This is a genomic window from Bradyrhizobium centrosematis, assembly GCF_045571495.1.
In the GTDB taxonomy this organism is placed as follows: domain Bacteria; phylum Pseudomonadota; class Alphaproteobacteria; order Rhizobiales; family Xanthobacteraceae; genus Bradyrhizobium; species Bradyrhizobium centrosematis.
The window spans coordinates 5783594-5800616 of sequence record NZ_CP120703.1 but is presented as its reverse complement, the minus strand read 5'-3'; the positions used below and the strand labels follow the sequence as shown (position 1 = coordinate 5800616).

Annotated in this window: 18 protein-coding genes; 11 read left to right on the top strand and 7 right to left on the bottom strand. The window is 64.4% G+C overall.

Features of this window, described 5'->3' with window-relative positions:
- Positions 1-3: 3 nt before the first annotated feature.
- The gene (locus P6U31_RS27715) at positions 4-333 is read left to right on the top strand and encodes a DUF2160 domain-containing protein (protein WP_407184915.1); all 330 of its coding nucleotides are present in this window, start codon (positions 4-6) and stop codon (positions 331-333) included.
- A 131-nt stretch (positions 334-464) separates the two neighbouring features.
- Positions 465-2207 (top strand): ABC transporter substrate-binding protein, encoded by a 1743-nt coding sequence (locus tag P6U31_RS27710; protein WP_407189959.1) that lies wholly within the window; start codon positions 465-467, stop codon positions 2205-2207.
- Positions 2208-2423: 216 nt separating this feature from the next.
- Here P6U31_RS27710 and P6U31_RS27705 read toward each other — a convergent pair whose 3' ends face one another.
- The 3 genes from P6U31_RS27705 to P6U31_RS27695 all read right to left on the bottom strand — a co-directional run bounded on the left by P6U31_RS27705 (position 2424) and on the right by P6U31_RS27695 (position 5754).
- Entirely contained in the window at positions 2424-3524 is a 1101-nt protein-coding gene (locus P6U31_RS27705) for an alkene reductase (RefSeq protein ID WP_407184914.1), read from the bottom strand.
- A gap of 179 nt (positions 3525-3703) precedes the next feature.
- Positions 3704-4207 carry a DUF1993 family protein gene (locus P6U31_RS27700; protein WP_407184913.1) on the bottom strand — a complete coding sequence of 168 codons (504 nt, stop codon included), beginning with the start codon at positions 4205-4207 and terminating at the stop codon, positions 3704-3706.
- 245 nt (positions 4208-4452) lie between these two features.
- Positions 4453-5754, bottom strand: coding sequence for a lytic murein transglycosylase (locus P6U31_RS27695; protein ID WP_407184912.1), 1302 nt, complete (start codon positions 5752-5754; stop codon positions 4453-4455).
- A 318-nt stretch (positions 5755-6072) separates the two neighbouring features.
- Between P6U31_RS27695 and htpX the strand changes: the two genes are divergently transcribed.
- The gene (gene htpX / locus P6U31_RS27690; protein WP_407184911.1) at positions 6073-6969 is read left to right on the top strand and encodes a zinc metalloprotease HtpX; all 897 of its coding nucleotides are present in this window, start codon (positions 6073-6075) and stop codon (positions 6967-6969) included.
- A 135-nt stretch (positions 6970-7104) separates the two neighbouring features.
- Positions 7105-7746 carry a tetratricopeptide repeat protein gene (locus P6U31_RS27685; RefSeq protein ID WP_407184910.1) on the top strand — a complete coding sequence of 214 codons (642 nt, stop codon included), beginning with the start codon at positions 7105-7107 and terminating at the stop codon, positions 7744-7746.
- A 228-nt stretch (positions 7747-7974) separates the two neighbouring features.
- On the opposite strand, the gene P6U31_RS27680 is transcribed toward P6U31_RS27685, so the two are convergent.
- Together P6U31_RS27680 and P6U31_RS27675 are read right to left on the bottom strand one after the other, a co-directional pair.
- Positions 7975-8331 (bottom strand): hypothetical protein, encoded by a 357-nt coding sequence (locus P6U31_RS27680; RefSeq protein WP_407184909.1) that lies wholly within the window; start codon positions 8329-8331, stop codon positions 7975-7977.
- Positions 8332-8495: 164 nt separating this feature from the next.
- Positions 8496-9296, bottom strand: a complete 801-nt coding sequence (locus P6U31_RS27675; protein WP_407184908.1) for a hypothetical protein — start codon at positions 9294-9296, stop codon at positions 8496-8498.
- A gap of 229 nt (positions 9297-9525) precedes the next feature.
- Between P6U31_RS27675 and P6U31_RS27670 the strand changes: the two genes are divergently transcribed.
- Complete coding sequence (locus P6U31_RS27670; RefSeq protein ID WP_027575542.1) at positions 9526-9819, top strand: antibiotic biosynthesis monooxygenase; 294 nt, start codon at positions 9526-9528, stop codon at positions 9817-9819.
- A 74-nt stretch (positions 9820-9893) separates the two neighbouring features.
- Here the strand turns inward: P6U31_RS27670 and P6U31_RS27665 are convergent, their stop codons facing one another.
- Entirely contained in the window at positions 9894-11339 is a 1446-nt protein-coding gene (locus P6U31_RS27665) for a short-chain fatty acyl-CoA regulator family protein (protein ID WP_407184907.1), read from the bottom strand.
- A gap of 232 nt (positions 11340-11571) precedes the next feature.
- Between P6U31_RS27665 and P6U31_RS27660 the strand changes: the two genes are divergently transcribed.
- The 3 genes from P6U31_RS27660 to P6U31_RS27650 all read left to right on the top strand — a co-directional run bounded on the left by P6U31_RS27660 (position 11572) and on the right by P6U31_RS27650 (position 14186).
- Entirely contained in the window at positions 11572-13206 is a 1635-nt protein-coding gene (locus P6U31_RS27660; protein WP_407184906.1) for an isocitrate lyase, read from the top strand.
- Between the two features lie 30 nt (positions 13207-13236).
- The gene (locus P6U31_RS27655) at positions 13237-13446 is read left to right on the top strand and encodes a hypothetical protein (protein ID WP_028134831.1); all 210 of its coding nucleotides are present in this window, start codon (positions 13237-13239) and stop codon (positions 13444-13446) included.
- Between the two features lie 185 nt (positions 13447-13631).
- Positions 13632-14186, top strand: a complete 555-nt coding sequence (locus P6U31_RS27650) for a hypothetical protein (protein WP_407184905.1) — start codon at positions 13632-13634, stop codon at positions 14184-14186.
- A gap of 112 nt (positions 14187-14298) precedes the next feature.
- Here P6U31_RS27650 and P6U31_RS27645 read toward each other — a convergent pair whose 3' ends face one another.
- A complete protein-coding gene (locus tag P6U31_RS27645) occupies positions 14299-15195 on the bottom strand; it encodes a metallophosphoesterase family protein (RefSeq protein ID WP_407184904.1) in 897 nt (298 codons plus the stop codon).
- A gap of 91 nt (positions 15196-15286) precedes the next feature.
- Here P6U31_RS27645 and P6U31_RS27640 point away from each other — a divergent pair, with 91 nt between their 5' ends.
- From P6U31_RS27640 to P6U31_RS27630, 3 genes are all read left to right on the top strand, one after another.
- On the top strand, positions 15287-15778 hold the full coding sequence (locus P6U31_RS27640; protein ID WP_407184903.1) for an NUDIX domain-containing protein: 492 nt from the start codon (positions 15287-15289) through the stop codon (positions 15776-15778).
- A 150-nt stretch (positions 15779-15928) separates the two neighbouring features.
- A complete protein-coding gene (locus P6U31_RS27635; RefSeq protein ID WP_407184902.1) occupies positions 15929-16081 on the top strand; it encodes a hypothetical protein in 153 nt (50 codons plus the stop codon).
- Complete coding sequence (locus tag P6U31_RS27630; protein WP_407184901.1) at positions 16078-17013, top strand: glycosyltransferase family 2 protein; 936 nt, start codon at positions 16078-16080, stop codon at positions 17011-17013. Before P6U31_RS27635 ends, P6U31_RS27630 begins: the two co-directional genes overlap by 4 nt.
- Positions 17014-17023: the final 10 nt, after the last annotated feature.

Sequence of the window (17023 nt, the reverse complement as noted above, 5' to 3'; positions counted from 1 at the left end):
TAAATGGAATCCATCGCATGGATGGCCTGGACGCTGCCGACGGCGATCTTCTTCGCCGCGCTCGCCTGCACGCTTGCCGTGATGACCTGGCTCGCAGCCGTTTATCCCGAAGCCGAGCGCGTCGGCGTGCTGCGCATTCCGACCACGCGCGGCGACCGCCTGTTCATTTCGCTGATTTCAGCGGCGGTGATCCATCTGCTCTGGATCGGCTTGTTCGGTACCGACGCGATCGCAACGCTGCCGATCGGCGAGGAGGGCGTCGAGATCTCGCGCCTGTGGCTCGCAAGTGGAATTTCGCTGGTGATGGCCGTGCTCATTTTCCGCACGGTCTGAAGCTTGCGAAGGGACGGCCAGATCCGGGGGGCAACCCGGGCCTGTATAAAAGTTTGTCGCTGCAACGGAGGAACAACATGCGACAGTTTAGGAGAAGGAAAGGTCCATTGACCAAGAGCAGTTTTCTGACCATGTCCAGCGCCGCCGCCATCATGGCGGTGTCGTTCGCCGTCTCGGCGCCGGTCCGCGCCGCCGACGACGCCGTGATCCAGAAGTGGATCGCGGAATTCCAGCCCTCGACGCTGTCGAAGGAAGACCAGAAGAAGGAGCTGGAGTGGTTCGCCAAGGCCGCCGAGCCGTTCAAGGGCATGGAGATCAACGTCGTCTCGGAGACCATCACCACCCACGAATATGAATCGCAGACGCTGGCCAAGGCGTTCTCCGAGCTGACTGGCATCAAGCTCAAGCACGACCTCATCCAGGAAGGTGACGTCGTCGAGAAGCTGCAGACCCAGATGCAGTCCGGCAAGAACGTCTATGACGGCTGGATCAACGATTCCGATCTGATCGGCACGCACTTCCGCTACGGCCAGACGGTCGTGCTGTCGGACTACATGGCGGGCGAGGGCAAGGACGTCACCGATCCCATGCTCGACGTCAACGACTTCATCGGCAAGTCGTTCACGACCGGTCCGGACGGCAAGCTCTATCAGCTGCCCGACCAGCAGTTCGCCAACCTCTATTGGTTCCGCTACGACTGGTTCACCAACCCCGACTACAAGGCCAAGTTCAAGGCCAAGTATGGCTACGAGCTCGGCGTGCCCGTGAACTGGTCCGCCTATGAGGACATCGCCGAGTTCTTCACCAACGACATCAAGGAGATCAACGGCGTCAAGATCTACGGCCATATGGACTATGGCAAGAAGGACCCCTCGCTCGGATGGCGCTTCACCGACGCCTGGCTGTCGATGGCCGGCAACGGTGACAAGGGCATTCCGAACGGTCTGCCGGTCGACGAATGGGGCATCCGCATGGAAGGCTGCCGCCCGGTCGGCTCCTCGGTCGAGCGTGGTGGCGACACCAACGGTCCGGCCGCGGTCTACTCGATCACCAAGTACCTCGAGTGGCTGAAAAAGTATGCGCCGCCGCAGGCCCAGGGCATGACGTTCTCCGAAGCGGGCCCGGTGCCTGCCCAGGGCAACATCGCCCAGCAGATGTTCTGGTACACCGCCTTCACCGCCGACATGGTGAAGCCGGGCATCGCCGTGATGAACGCGGACGGTACGCCGAAATGGCGTATGGCTCCGTCGCCGCATGGTGCGTACTGGAAGGAAGGCATGAAGCTAGGCTACCAGGACGCCGGCTCCGTGACGCTCTTGAAGTCGACCCCGGCGGATCGCCGCAAGGCGGCCTGGCTCTATCTCCAGTTCATCATCTCCAAAACGGTGAGCTTGAAGAAGAGCCATGTCGGTCTCACCTTCATTCGTGAATCCGACATCTGGGACAAGTCGTTCACGGAGCGTGCGCCGAAGCTCGGCGGTCTGATCGAGTTCTACCGCTCGCCCGCGCGCGTGCAGTGGACCCCGACCGGCAACAACGTGCCCGACTATCCGAAGCTGGCGCAGTTGTGGTGGCAGAACATCGGCGATGCGTCGTCCGGTGCGAAGACGCCGCAACAGGCGATGGACGCGCTCGCCGCGGCCCAGGACTCGGTGATGGAGCGCCTGGAGAAGTCCGGCGTGCAGGGCGCCTGCGGTCCGAAGCTGCACAAGAAGGAGAAGCCGGAGTACTGGTTCGCGAAGGCCGAGAAGGACGGCACCATCGCGCCCCAGCGCAAGCTGGCCAACGAGAAGCCGAAGGGCGAGACGGTCGACTACGACACCTTGATCAAGTCGTGGCCGGCGACCCCCCCGAAGCGCGCGGAAGCGAAGTAACGTCGTGAGACGTTATGGCCGGGCTTGACCGGGACATCCATCCAAAACGAAAGGCCGGGAGCGATCCCGGCCTTTTCTTTTGCGCCTGTGGGGCGCCGTCTCCCCACGTCATTGCGAGCGCAGCGAAGCAAACCAGAGTCGTTCCGCGGATGTAGTCTGGATTGCTTCGTCGCAAGGGCTCCTCGCAATGACGGAGGATAGAGCGACGACGCGCCGCTATTCCGCCGGCTCGGCCGCGAGCGTCGGATAATCCGTGTAGCCCTTGGCGCCGCCGCCATAGAACGTATTCTTGTCCCAGTCGTTCAGCGCGGCGCCCGTCTTCAGCCGCTCGACGAGGTCGGGATTGGAGATGAACGGCTTGCCGAAGGCGATGAGATCGGCCGCGTTCGCGTCCAGCACCTTGGTGGCGAGATCGAAATCGTAGCCGTTGTTGGCGACGTAGGCGCCGGAGAAGCGCTTGCGCAAGGACGCATAGTCGAACGGTGCGATGTCGCGCGGCCCACCGGTGGCGCCTTCGACCACGTGGAGATAGACCAGCTTCAGCGCGTTGAGGCCGTCGACGATGTGGTCGTACAGGGCCTGCGGGTTGGAATCCGAGATGTCGTTGGCGGGCGTGACCGGCGAGATGCGGATGCCGGTCCGCTCGGCGCCGGCCTCGGCGGCAACGGCCTTGGAGACCTCCAGCATCAGCTTCGCGCGGTTCTCGATCGAGCCGCCATAGGCGTCGGTGCGCTTGTTGGTCCCGTCCTTGGCGAACTGCTCGAGCAGGTAGCCGTTGGCGCCGTGGATCTCGACGCCGTCGAAGCCGGCCTCCAGCGCGTTCTTGGTGGCACGCTTGAAATCGTCGATAATCCCAGGAATCTCGGAAAGCTCGAGCGCGCGCGGCTCGGAGACATCGGCGAAGCCGCCGTTCACGAAGGTCTTGCCCTTGGCGCGGATTGCGCTCGGCGCCACCGGGGCTGCTCCGTTCGCCTGCAGATCGACATGCGAGATGCGGCCGACATGCCAGAGCTGGATGAAGATCTTGCCGCCGCGCTCATGAACCTTGTCGGTGACCTTGCGCCAGCCGGCGACTTGGTCCTTGCTGTAGATGCCGGGGGTGTCCTGATAGCCCTGGCCCTGCTGCGAGACCTGGCTCGCTTCGGTGATCAGCAGGCCTGCGGAGGCGCGCTGGGCGTAATAGTCGGCGGCGAGCGCGCCGGGTACGAAGGTGCCGGGAACGGCGCGGTTGCGCGTTAGGGGCGCCATGACGAGGCGGTTGGCCAATGTGATCGGGCCGAGCTTGTAGGTCTCAAACAATTTGGTCGAACGGCTCATGGGAGATGTTTCCAGACGGTGGGAGGTCAGGAACACTTGTGCATCGCGCAATCAGGCGCAAGAGACGAGCCATACGGAAATGCAGGCGAGCTACGCGGCAGCGCCCGCGTAGCATAATTCATGTGCAATTTCGGCCGCGACAGTGGATTTCGACTGTCGCGGCCGTGCGATTCTGCAAATCAGTTCAAGCCCATGAAATCGCGCTTGCCGATCTCGACGCCGTTGTGACGCAGGATGCCGTGGGCGGTAGCGCAGTGGAAATAGAAGTTCGGCAGCGAGAACGCGCTCAGGAACTGCTGGCCCTTCAGGGTCGTGGTCTTGTCGGGCCCGGTCGGGAAAGTGACGTCCTTGCTCTCGGCACCTTCGAACTGCTCGGGCTTGAACGACTTCACATAGTCGATGGTCTTCGCCAGCCGCTGCTTCAATTCCGCAAAGCTGGTCTCGGTGTCGGGCGTCGAGGGCACGTCGCTATGGGTCAGTCGCGCGCAGCCCTTGGTGGCGAAATCGCTCACGAGCTGGATCTGCCGCGACAGCGGCAGCATGTCCGGGTACAGGCGGGAGCCGAGCAACACGCCCGGGTCGATCTTCTTGGCCGCGCAATGCGCCTCGGCCTTGGTGAGCAGCCCGGTCATGCTGTTCAGCATCTGCAAATAAGCGGGGACGACGGCGTCGTAGAAGGACATGTGATGCTCGCTGGTGAATGGGGAAAATCTCAGGAGAAAACCTGAGCCACTCACATGGGAGGCTCATGAAAAAATACAATCGCGCGAGGCGGTTTGTGCGATGCGAAAATTCTACGGTGCCCACCTGCGGCGTCGTCGCCTGCGTAGGCGGGCGATCCAGTACTCCGAGGCAGCAGGGATTGAGCCGATAGGCCGCGGCGTACTGGATTCCCCGCCTTCGCGGGGAATGACTACGGAAAGACTATTTACCGCACCACTCCCGCCGGCTGGGCCTGCGCCGTGCCGCCGCGCATGCGGGCGAGCAGCTCGGCGGTCGGCCAGGAATCGGCAGGCAGGCCGAACTTGATCTGCATCGCCTTCACCGCGGTCCGGCTCTGCTGGCCCAGCACGCCGTCGATCTTGCCGACATTGAAGCCGGCGCGCGCCAGGAGCTGCTGTAATTCCTTCAGCTCGCTGAACGGCAGCTGCGGCACCGGTTGGGCCGGCTTGCGCATCGGCGCCGCGCCCGCAATCCGCGAGGCGAGATAGCCCGCCGTGGTCGAATAGATCAGCGAGTTGTTCCACTCGGTGTAGGCCGCGAAATTCGCATAGGCCATGAAGGCCGGCCCAAAGCGCCCCATCGGCAGCAGCACGGAGGCCGGCAGATTGTCGTTTGGTAGCGGCCGTCCGTCGGGGTAGGTCACCCCTAGCTGCGCCCATGTCGAGCGCGGCTCGCGCACCGTGAGATCGGTCTTCTCCCACTGCAGGTTCGGCGGCACCTTGATCTCCTCCAGCCACGGCTCGCCGCGCCGCCACTTCAATCCGTTGGCGATGTAGTTTGCGGTCGAGCCGATCACGTCGGCTGGTGAGCGCAACAGGTCGCGTCGTCCGTCGCCGTCGTAATCGACCGCGTAGTTGACGTAATGCACGGGCAGGAATTGCGTCTGCCCGAGCTCGCCGGCCCAGGAGCCGATCATCTCGTCGGGAGAGAGATCGCCGCGGTCGATGATCTTCAGTGCGGCGATAGTCTCGTTCACGAACATCTCCGAGCGGCGGCAATCATAGGCCAGCGACACCAGCGACTTCAGTGTCGGCAGATTGCCCATGTTGGCGCCGAAGTCGCTCTCCAGCCCCCAGAACGCGGCGATCACCGCCGGCGGCACGCCATATTCCTTCTCGGCGCGCGCGAACGCCGCCGCATATTGCTTGATGTGCTGCTGGCCGTTCTGCATGCGATAGGGCGCGGCCATGCGGCCGGCGAATTCGGTGAAGAGTTGGCCGAACACGCGTTGGCCGCGGTCGCGGTTGACGATGCCCTGGTCGTAGACGAGATAGGGCGAAGCCTCCGCGATCGTCCGCTGCGACACGCCGGCCGCCACCGCCTGTTGCTTCACGTCGGCCAGGAAGCGGTCGAAGCTCGCGCCGTTGTGGCACGACGCCGCGCGCGGCGAGGGCGCGATGGCCTTTGGAGCCGCGGGCCTGGCGGGTGACGGCGCAAGCTGGGCGGAGGCGGGAATGGCGAGGGCAAGAACAATGGCGGCCGCGATCGCAAATCGGGTCAGGAGCATGAGGTTTCCGCGAGGGGGAGACGTTGGGGATTCCCGCTAAGTTTAGTGGAATGATCGATCTCAAACCATCCCCTCGTCATTCCGGGGCGATGCGTAGCATGAACCCGGAATCTCGAGATTCCGGGTTCATCCTTCGGGCGCCCCGGAATGACGGTGCTTGACCGCGGCTCCGCGACGCACCTTGAAACCTTGCATCCGGGCCGGGGTCATCCCTACCTCATGTCTGCCGGCCTGCTGGCGCCTCCAGCCTGCCGCAGCCGGCTCAGGAGACGGCCATGAACTACCGCAATTCTGCTCGCAGGCCTCACCGCCCTGTTCATGGGCGTCGGCTATCTGATCGGCGGTGCGTCCGGCGCCATGATCGCGCTCGTCATTGCCGCCGCGACCAATCTTTTCACCTACTGGAACTCCGACCGCATGGTGCTCTCGATGTACGGCGCCCATGAGGTCGACCGTTCGACCGCCCCGGAGCTGGTCGGGCTGGTCGCCGAGCTCGCGGGCCGTGCAGGCCTGCCGATGCCGCGGGTGTTCCTGATGGACGAGGCGCAGCCGAACGCGTTCGCGACCGGACGAAACCCGCAAAATGCCGCGGTCGCCGTCACCACCGGCCTGATCCGCCAGCTCAGCCGCGAGGAGCTCGCCGGCGTGATCGCCCATGAGCTTGCCCATATCAAAAATCACGACACGCTGCTGATGACGATCACCGCGACCATCGCGGGCGCGATCTCCATGCTGGCCCAGTTCGGCATGTTCTTCGGCGGCAATCGCGAGAACAACAATGGTCTCGGCATCGTCGGCTCGATCCTGATGATGATCCTCGCTCCGCTCGGCGCCATGCTGGTGCAGATGGCGATCAGCCGCACCCGCGAATATGCCGCGGACAATCTCGGCGCGCGCATCGCGGGGCAACCGATGTGGCTGGCCTCAGCGCTGGTGAAGATCGAGGGCGCTGCGCACCAGGTCCCGAACTACGAGGCCGAGCGAAATCCAGCGACCGCGCATATGTTCATCATCAATCCGCTGTCGGGTCATGGCGTGGACAATCTGTTCGCCACCCATCCCTCGACCCAGAATCGCATCGCGGCGCTGCGAGAGCTCGCGGCGGAGCTCGGCGCGCGGGCGGCACCGTCGGTCGGCGCCAACGAGAACTATCCGCCGGCGAGCCCATGGGGACGCTCGTCCTCGCGCGGTCCTTCACGGGGGCCCTGGGGCTGACCGAACCGGTCGGAGATTTGCGCCCGGCTTTGTGACCTGGCGCACACAGGATCGACGGTGCCGGTGTTAACACCCGGCCAGAGACTTCCTTCGAAAGGGGATGCGTGGCCGGCCAAATGCCGGCCGCCGTCGAAGATGACCAGAACTGCTGTACCTTTGCTGATCGTCCTGTGCGTGCTCGTCGGCCTGTCCACGCACATGGTCGTCAATTGCGGTGACGAGGACGATCCCGATATCTGCTCGGCCGTGATCGGTTTCTCGCCGCTGCGCGGCTCGCTGATCGCATTCGCCTATGAGGGACGCGGGCGGATCGCGCTGCGCCATGGCGACTTCAAGCGGGCGATCGCCGATTTCGACGAGGCCATTCACCTCAATCCGAACCGTGCGGCGCTCTATCGCGACCGCGCGCTCGCACGCCGTCAGAACGGCGACCTCGAGCTCGCCATCGCCGATTACGACGAGGCGATCGCGCATGATCCCAAGCTCGCTGCGCCCTATTACCAGCGCGGACTCGCGCTCGCCGCCGCCGGCGATCTCGATCGCGCCATCCTGAGCTACAACACCGCGGTCCGCCTCGATCCCTCCGATGCCGAGGCCCGTCTCGACCGTGGTCTTGCCTTCCTCGCCCGTGGCCAGGCCGACGATGCGCGCGCCGATTTCGAGGCGGCGCTGGCGCTGCCCGCCGGCAAGGACAGCCGTGCCCGCGAAGCTGCGCGCGCCAAGCTCGCCGAGCTCGCGAGTGCCGAGCCGACACAGGTGTCGATGCCGAGAAGGTGAGGTACCTAAAGCGGCATTCGCCGCTGTACCCTCTCCCCTTGTGGGAGAGGGTGGCTTCGCTGCAAGCGAAGCCGGGTGAGGGGTCTCTACCCTCACGAATAGTCTTGCGAGTGGAGAGAACCCCTCATCCGGCGCCATAGCCGAAGCTTCGCTTCGGCGTTCTTAAGAACGGCGGCCGAAGGCCGCCTATGCCACCTTCTCCCACAAGGGGAGAAGGAAAGAGCGCACTTACTTCGCCTTCTTGGCTTTCGTCTTCTTGGCCTTGGGGGCCTTCTTCGCCGGCTTCTCGTCCTTCGCCTTCTTCTCGGCCTTCACCGCGATCGGCGTGCTGGCGGCAATGCGCATGGACCGCGCGTAGCTGTCGGCGACGTTGTCGGCGGACATTTGGAGGCGCTTGGCGGCGGCTGTGGCCTGCTCCAGGGTGGCCTTGGCCATCATCTTGAAGCGGTCGGCGGTCTCCTTGCTCTTGGCCTTGGCCGCGAGGCCGTTGAAGCGATCCCGCCGCTCCTTGGCGCGGGTCATCAGGCCCGTATGCAGCTGTCTGGCCAGTTGCCGAATCACGACATCCAGGTCGGCGTCCGCCATGTCAGTCTATCCCCTTCGAAAAACGGTATCGATGCGGGCGGGACTATGCAGATCGGACCCTGTCTTGGCAATTCCCGCCGGGGCGTCATCCGCAGCTTCTGGCCCGCACAACGAGAAAGAGCCGCGCATGTCGCGCGGCTCTTGGAAACGTTCGGGCGAGGGCCTTATTTCAGCGAGGCAACCGGGCCGTTCGAGGCCGTCGGCTCGGGGTCGAATCCGAACACGCCGACCAGATATTTGTAATAGTCCGGCATCTTCTCCTTGAGCGCCTCGCGCGACTTCGGATCGTGAAATTCGCTCTTTCCGGAGAGGAAGATGCTGGCGGTCACGGCGAAGAACTCCATCGGGTTCTTCAGCGCGTAGGATTCCTTGGGCAGCTGATCCTTGGACTTGGCCAGGGAGTAGTAGGCGATCACGCCCTTGTTGGCGTAGCCGTCCGGCAGCAGCCGCGCATGATAGGCATGGAGCAGCTCGTGCAGCAGCACGGCCTCCTTCTCGTAGCGCATCATGTCGGGGCGCAGCATGATCACGCCGAGCCCCGAATCGACCGCGAGGTCGACGGCGTTCGGATTGGTCCAGCGCTGCTTGTCCGGGTCCCACACCGTCAGCGTCCGCGGGGCGGTGCGGCGGATGTCCGGCGTGACCCGGCCATAGCACGCGGTCGCGGCGCCTTCGTCCAGGCAGGCCAGCTCGCTGGCGACGATCGGTACGGTATGGAAGAAGCGCAGCACGCGCGGCGAGAGGCCGGCGCCTTCGACGAGATCGATCTGCTGCTTCAGATTGTCGGTCAGCTTGTCGACGTCCTTGCGGTCGGAATTCTCCGACAGGTCGAACATGTAGCCGCGGTAGCTCTGGAAGCCCGGCGGCAGCGGCTGCGCTGCATCGACGTCGAGCGATCCGGCTTGGGACGGACTGGCGAAGAGCGCGCCGACAATGGTTGCGGTCAGCAGTAGCGCAATGCGCATGATGAACCCCCTGATGTCACTTCGCCCGGCAGGATAGGCCACCGTTGTTTGCGAAAAGTGAGTGGGGCAAGACTAAGGCACCGATGTTGAGGCGTGCTTAACCGCTGGTTGCAGATCGCTGCAATGGATTAGTGCGGGGTTAACCAAGCGTGGATCGGGAGCGCACTTCGGCGTAACATCCACCCGGGGCTCAAGGCCCGACATCCAGACAGCCGGAAGGGAGGATGCCATGTATGCCGCCATCCGTCAGGCCAAGGCGAAAAGCGGGAGCGCGGAGGAGCTGGCGCGCCGCATCAAGGACGGCGCCGTTCCGATCATCAGCGACGTCGACGGTTTCCGCGCCTATTACGTCGTCTATGCCGGCGACGACACGGTCACCGCGATCTCGATCTTCGACAAGTTCGAGCAGGCCGAGGAAGCGAACAAGCGCGCGATCGCCTGGATCGAAAAGGATCTCGGCCCGCTGCTCGCCGGGCACGCGAGCGCCGCGGCCGGGCCCGTGATCGTGCACACGCTGGCGTGAGGGCGCGCTACTGATGATGCGAGCGGCGACTACGCGTTCGGTCGTCAGGCGGCCATGACGGAAGAGAGTGTGCCTTACAACTCCCGTGCGTTCGAGAACGCAAAGCTCGACACACGCCGCGTCGTCTCGTCCAGGATCAGCGTGCGCGTGATCGGCGGCTCGGCGCGCTGGGCGCAGTTTTCGCGCTCGCAGAGGCGGCAATTGACCCCGATCGGCGTGCCTTCCGTCTTCTCCAGATCCATGCCGGCGGCGTAAGTCAGGCGCGTGGCGTGGCGGATTTCGCAGCCGAGGCCGATGGCGAAGCGCGGCTGCGGCAGCGGGTGTGGCGCGACGGGGCGGCGCACCATCTGCGCGATCGAGAAATAGCGCGTGCCGTCGGATAGCTCGATCACCTGCTTGAGCAGGCGATCCGGCGTGTCGAAGGTCGAATGCACGTTCCACAAGGGGCACGTGCCGCCGAATTTCGAGAACGGGAAGGTGCCGGAGGAGAAGCGCTTCGACACGTTGCCGGCATTGTCGACGCGCAAGAGGAAGAACGGAATGCCGCGCGCGTTAGGCCGCTGCAGCGTGGTGAGGCGGTGACAGACCTGCTCGAAGCCGGAATTGAAGCGCTGCGCCAGCACGTGAATGTCGTAGTTGAGCGCTTCGGCGGCTGCGAGGAAAGCCGGATAGGGCATCATCACGGCGGCCGCAAAGTAATTGCCGAGCGTGATACGGAACAGCCGGCGCGGCGCGTCGTCGAGCGGGCCGGCGCGGCCGATGATGGTCTCCAGCGCCTGTGCGCATTCGCCGAGCCCGAGCTGAAAGGCAAGCTGGAAAGCGCGCCCGGGCGGATCGACCAGCTCGGAGATCAAGAGCTGGCGGCGATGACGGTCGAAACGCCGCAGCGTCTCGCGCATCACGTCGACCGGCATGATGCGGGTCTGGATCGAGTGCTTTTCACGTAGCCGTGCGGCAAGGGCTGCATAGAGTCCTTCGGCAGGCACGTTCAGCTCGTCGCGGAGCGTTTCCGCGGCCTGCTCGAGCTCCGGAAAATAATTGCGGTTGGCCTCGATCAGCTCGCGCACGCGCTCGACCGGATTGGCCTCAAAGCGCGTGCCGACGTCGCGGTCGGCCATTTGGGCCGCCGCCAGCGTCTCGCCCTGCCGGGCCTCGGTATAGGCCGCATAGAGCCGCTGCAGCGCATGGGTGACGCCGGGGCAGAGCTCGGCGAGGTCGCGCAGCTCCTGCTTGGGAACATCGATCTGGCGGAACAGAGGATCGGAGAAGATCTCGTTCAGCTCCGCGAAGAAGCGGTCTTCGTCGGCGGTGGCGAGGTCACGCAAGTCGAGATCATAGGTCTCGGCCAGCCGCAGCAGGATCTGCGCCGTCACCGGGCGCTGGTTGCGCTCGATCAGGTTGACATAGCTTGGCGAGATCCCGAGGCCCTCGGCGATCTGGGTCTGAGACAGCCCCAATTGCTGCCGGATTCTCCGGAAGCGTGGGCCCACGAACAGTTTCTTGCCGGACTCGGCGGCCATGGGTCGAGTTCTCCGCTTGCATCAAGGACAGTCTTACTGACCTATAATTTTACAAAATTTACAAAATAACATCTATTACATGTTCTGATGTTACATGACATCACCAATAAGAAACAAGCCATCTATACGAAGTTTCTGTTTTCGCGTTTAGCTCCTGACGCGCATTTCGCAATGCAGTGTCAAGAATGTCGATGGCCAGCCATCGCCATCGTCAGCAAAAGGGATTAGGCACATGAACTACCAGCCCCGTGGCATCAGCACCCTCCAGGGTCCGTCTTCGTATCTCGACGAGGTCAAGGCCGCCCAGGCGCTCCTCGAGACCCAGCCGACCTGGAACGGCGTCTCGGCCGAGGCCGTTGCGCGCATGCGCCTGCAGAACCGCTTCAAGACCGGCCTCGACGTCGCCCGCTACACCGCGGCGCTGATGCGGGCCGACATGGCCGCCTATGACAAGGACCCGACCAAGTACACCCAGTCGCTGGGTTGCTGGCACGGCTTCATCGCCCAGCAGAAGCTGATCTCGGTCAAGAAGCACTTCGGCGGCAAGACCGACCGCACCTACCTTTATCTCTCGGGCTGGATGATCGCGGCGCTGCGCTCCGAGTTCGGTCCGCTGCCCGACCAGTCGATGCACGAGAAGACTTCGGTGCCGGCGCTGATCGAGGAGCTCTACACCTTCCTGCGTCAGGCGGACTCCCGTGAGCTCAACGACATCTTCCGCCTGCTCGACAAGGCGCGCAAGGAAGGCGACAAGACCCGCGAGAAGGAGCTGATCGAGAAGATCGACAACTTCCAGACCCATGTCGTCCCCGTCATCGCCGACATCGACGCCGGCTTCGGCAACGCCGAGGCGACCTATCTGCTCGCCAAGAAGATGATCGAGGCGGGCGCCTGCGCGCTGCAGATCGAGAACCAGGTCTCGGACGAGAAGCAGTGCGGCCACCAGGACGGCAAGGTCACCGTGCCGCACGAGGTCTTCCTCGCGAAGATCCGCGCCTGCCGCCATGCCTTCCTCGAGCTCGGCGTCGAAGACGGCATCATCGTGACCCGCACCGACTCGCTCGGCGCCGGCCTGACCCAGCAGATCGCCGTCAGCCACAAGCCGGGCGACATCGGCGACCAGTACAACAGCTTCCTCGACTGCGAGGAAGTGACGCCGGAGAACGCCAGGAACGGCGACGTCATCATCAACCGCAACGGCAAGATGATGCGTCCGAAGCGGCTGCCCTCCAATCTGTACCAGTTCCGCCCCGGCACCGGTGCAGACCGCTGCGTGCTGGATTGCATCACCTCGCTGCAGAACGGCGCTGACCTGCTCTGGATCGAGACCGAGAAGCCGCACATCGAGCAGATCGCCAGCATGGTCGACCGCATCCGCAAGGTGGTGCCGAACGCCAAGCTCGCCTACAACAACTCGCCGTCGTTCAACTGGACCCTCAACTTCCGTTGGCAGGTCTACGACGCCTGGAAGGAAGCCGGCCAGGACGTCAGCAAGTACAACCGTGCCGAGCTGATGAAGGCGGAGTACGACGACACGCCGCTGGCGAAGGAAGCCGACGAGCGTATCCGTACCTTCCAGGCGGATTCGGCCAAGCGCGCCGGCATCTTCCACCACCTGATCACGTTGCCGACCTACCACACGGCGGCGCTCTCGACCGACAATCTCGCCAGGGAGTATTTCGGCGAGCAGGGCATGTTGGGCTACGTCAAGAATGTTCAGCGCGCCGAGATCCGTCAGGGCATCGCCTGCGTGAAGCACCAGAACATGGCCGGCTCCGACATCGGTGACGACCACAAGGAGTACTTCGCCGGCGAAGCAGCCCTGAAGGCGGGCGGCGCCCACAACACGATGAACCAGTTCGGCTAACGCATCGCGTCATTCGAGAGGAGACTGACAATGACCAAAGGCAGCAATTTCTGGGTGATCGGCGGCGAGTTCGGCTCGATGAACTTCCACAAGCTCGTGGAGGGCTCCGCCCAGGTCAAGGGTCCGTTCAAGACCCGCAAGGAAGCCGAGGACTGCTGGAAGGAAGTCTCGGAAGAGAGCCGCCACAAGGCCGGCGTCCGCTTCTCGATCGTGGAAGAGCCCTCGCGCGTCTCGGCCTGATCGCCCTCATTTTAAGAAGACGTCCAAGGACGGATGGTCCCATCCAGGCGCTGCCTGGGTGGGATCGTCTGTTTTTGGCACAGGTCAAACGGCTGTGGGCGCCGTAAGTATCTGGAATTGTAGGCCTTTGCGGAAGGTTTGGTTGCTGATAGGTTAATGGGGATAAGTCGAGGACGAGGCCGACAATGTCAGAGCCCGAGACCAGCGGGACCCATCCCGGCCAGCCGCGCCCGGTGCGGCTGCGCGATGCGCTGCTGCGCGCGCGGATCGAGGCCGCCGACCGGACCGGCGTCGTCGTCGATCTCAGGGACGCCGAGGTGGCGCGGCTCGAGATCCTCAACGATGCGCTCGATCCCCTGTTCGCGCAGGTGCCGGAGCAGATCGACCTGTTCGATCGCGGCGTCAGCCAGGGCGATACGCCGAGACTCTGGATCGACGTCGTCGCCCACATCGTGATGGGGCGCGACAAGCGGATGTACCGCTTCGTCCAGGACACCCGCTTCGGCCGCATCGTGCTCGCCGAATCGCACGACACCGCCGTGATCGTGGAAGCCGTCACCGACTACGTCGCGCGCCGCATGATCGAGCGTGAGCGCGCCATGGTGGTCCCGCCCGAACCGCAGACCCCGGTCGCCGCGCCGCCGCGCCGCTCGCGCCTGTGGCCGTTCGTGTTCGGATTCGTGCTCGGCGCCGCCGCGCTGTTCGGGCTTGCCGTGGTGGCGGCCTTGCGGAGCTGGTGAGGCATCCCCCGCCCGGGGCATGCGAAGCATGGACCCAGAATCCGTCGAGCCATCGCGCATGAGGGTGGTTGGATCTCGGCTTCGCTGCCGCGCGCCCCGGAACGACGGTGAACTAAATCAGCCGCACATGCTTGATCTGCCCGATCTGGAATCCAGCCCCGAGGCTTCGCACCGTCTGCTCGCAGCGCCAGCCGGCATTGTCCTTCTCGATCTTGAACAGGTTATAAGCCGCCGCCGGGTAGCGTCCGTGCGCGAGCGCGGAAGCCGAGGGCACGCCGAGCGCGGGAATGTTGCCGTTGGGGCCTTCGACCCAAATCGTCGAATGAATGTGGTCATGCCCGTGCAGGATCAACTCGACGCCGTGGCGTCTGAGCAGCGCCAGCAAGGCGGCCGCGTCGGTCATCCGCTTCTGGCGTGCGTCGGATTTCAGCGGGTGATGCACCAGCAGCACGCGGAAGACGTCCTCGGCCGCGAGTCGTTCGAGGACCTGCTCGAGCGCGGCGAGCTGATCGCGCCCCAGCGTGCCCGTCGCCATCAGCGGCAGGGTCGGTACCGCCGTCGACAGGCTGATCAGCGCGACCGGCCCGCGCCGGCGCACCGCGGGAAAGCCGATGCGGCCGTCGTCGCCCGCAAGATAAGGGCCAAACGTCTCGCCGAAGCGATGCGAGGTGGCGCGGACATAGGCGTCGTGATTGCCGGGAATCGTGGTGACGCGGTCGGGTGGGCCGACACTGTCGAGCCAGGCGCGGGCAGGGGCGAACTCGGCTTCGAGCGCGAGGTTGACGAGATCGCCGGTCACCGCGACGTGGTCGGGCGCCTGCGCCTTCATGTCGGCGACCAGCGCGTCGAGCACCTCGCGGCGCTGGTACTTGTGGCGGTTGCGCGTCCAGTTGACGTAGCCGAACGCGCGCTTGCCCGCGAGCTCGATCAGCCGCGGCTTCGGCAGGGGCGCCAGATGCGGGTCGGACAGATGGGCGAGCGTGAAGGGAGCCTGCCTGTTGTGAGTCATGGGGCGCGATTGCCTCGCTATTGCTCCGTTGTAATGGCAAGGTCGCGAGGACTGCGCAAGCAGCGCCTGAATCGCGGTATCGAGGAGCTTGATGGGAGAACGTCTGAACCGGGTCCGACGGACATGCGAGCCGCTGCTGCGGCAAATCTTCCACGCCTATTTCTGGATCGTCCGCGGCATGACGCTCGGCGTCCGCGCCGTGGTGCTGGACGCCGAGAATCGGGTGTTCCTGGTCAGGCACAGCTATCTCAGCGGCTGGTACCTGCCGGGCGGCGGCGTCGACTACGGCGAGACCATGGAACAGGCGATGCGGCGCGAGCTCAAGGAGGAGGGCGACATCGACGTCACCGGAGCTGCCGCGCTGCACGGCATCTTTCTCAACAGCCACATTTCCCGCCGCGACCACGTCGCGGTCTACGTGGTCAGGCAGTTCAGGCAGGATCGCCTGCCCGAGCCCAATCGCGAGATCGTCGAATGCGGGTTCTTCGCGATCACGGCGCTGCCCGAGGGCACCACGCTCGGGACACGGCTACGGATCGCCGAAGTGGTTGACGGTCGGCCCCTGATTGCGACGTGGCGCTGAGGGCGGTCTGTGCTAAAGCATGATCCGGAAAAGTGCGAAGCGGTTTTCCGGAAGGATCATGCGCAAACAACAACCTGAAGCGCGATGACGATTCATCCAAATCGCATCGCGCTTTGGTAAGCAGCCCCAAAAGCGTGCCACGGAAACCGGATGAAGATTGCCAAATTCGCTTTCGGCCTGACCTGCCTTCCGATCCTCCCCAACATCGCCACGATGTTGCGCTGGCGCGAGGCGCGCCCGCTGGCCCTGCGGACCGCGCCGCCCGGGCGCGCTCCGGCGAGCCTCGGAGTGCCGGCGCGATGACCTCAACGCAACTTCGCATCGCGGTGCTGGTGCCCTGCTACAACGAGGAAGCGGCGGTCGCGACCGTCGTTGCCGATTTCCGCAAGGCGCTGCCTTCGGCCACGATCTACGTCTACGACAACAATTCGCGCGACCGCACCGCGGCCGTGGCGCGCGAAGCGGGCGCGATCGTTCGCAGCGAGCGCCGGCAGGGCAAGGGCCACGTCGTGCGTCGCATGTTTGCCGACGTCGATGCCGACGTCTATGTGCTGGTCGACGGCGATGCCACTTACGATGCGCCGAGCGCACCGCGCATGATCGACAGGCTGCTGGACGATCATCTCGACATGGTGGTCGGCATCCGCGTCGATCAGGTCCAGGCCGCCTACCGGCTCGGCCACCGCACCGGCAATCGCATGCTGACCGGCTTCCTGGCCTCGACCTTCGGTCACGCCTTCAAGGACATTCTGTCCGGATACCGCGTGTTCTCACGCCGCTTCGTCAAATCGTTCCCCGTCCTCTCCGACGGCTTCGAGATCGAGACCGAGCTGGCGGTCTATGCGCTGGAGCTGTCGCTGCCGGTCGCCGAGATCGAGACCCCCTATTACGCGCGTCCCGAAGGCTCGTTCTCCAAGCTCAACACCTGGCGCGACGGTTTTCGCATTCTCGGCACCATGCTGAAGCTGTACCGCTCGGAGCGGCCGTTGCGCTTCTTCACGGTGATCGGAATCCTGCTCGCGCTCGCCTCGATCATCCTTGCCATCCCGATCGTGATCACCTTCATCGAGACCGGCCTCGTGCCGCGCCTGCCCACCGCCGTGCTGTCGATGGGCCTGATGATCATGGCCCTGCTGTCGGTGTCGTCCGGACTCGTGCTCGACACGGTCACGCGGGGACGGCGGGAGATGAAGATGCTGGCCTATCTGTCCCAACCGGCATTGAAAAGGAGCTGAACGCCTTCGT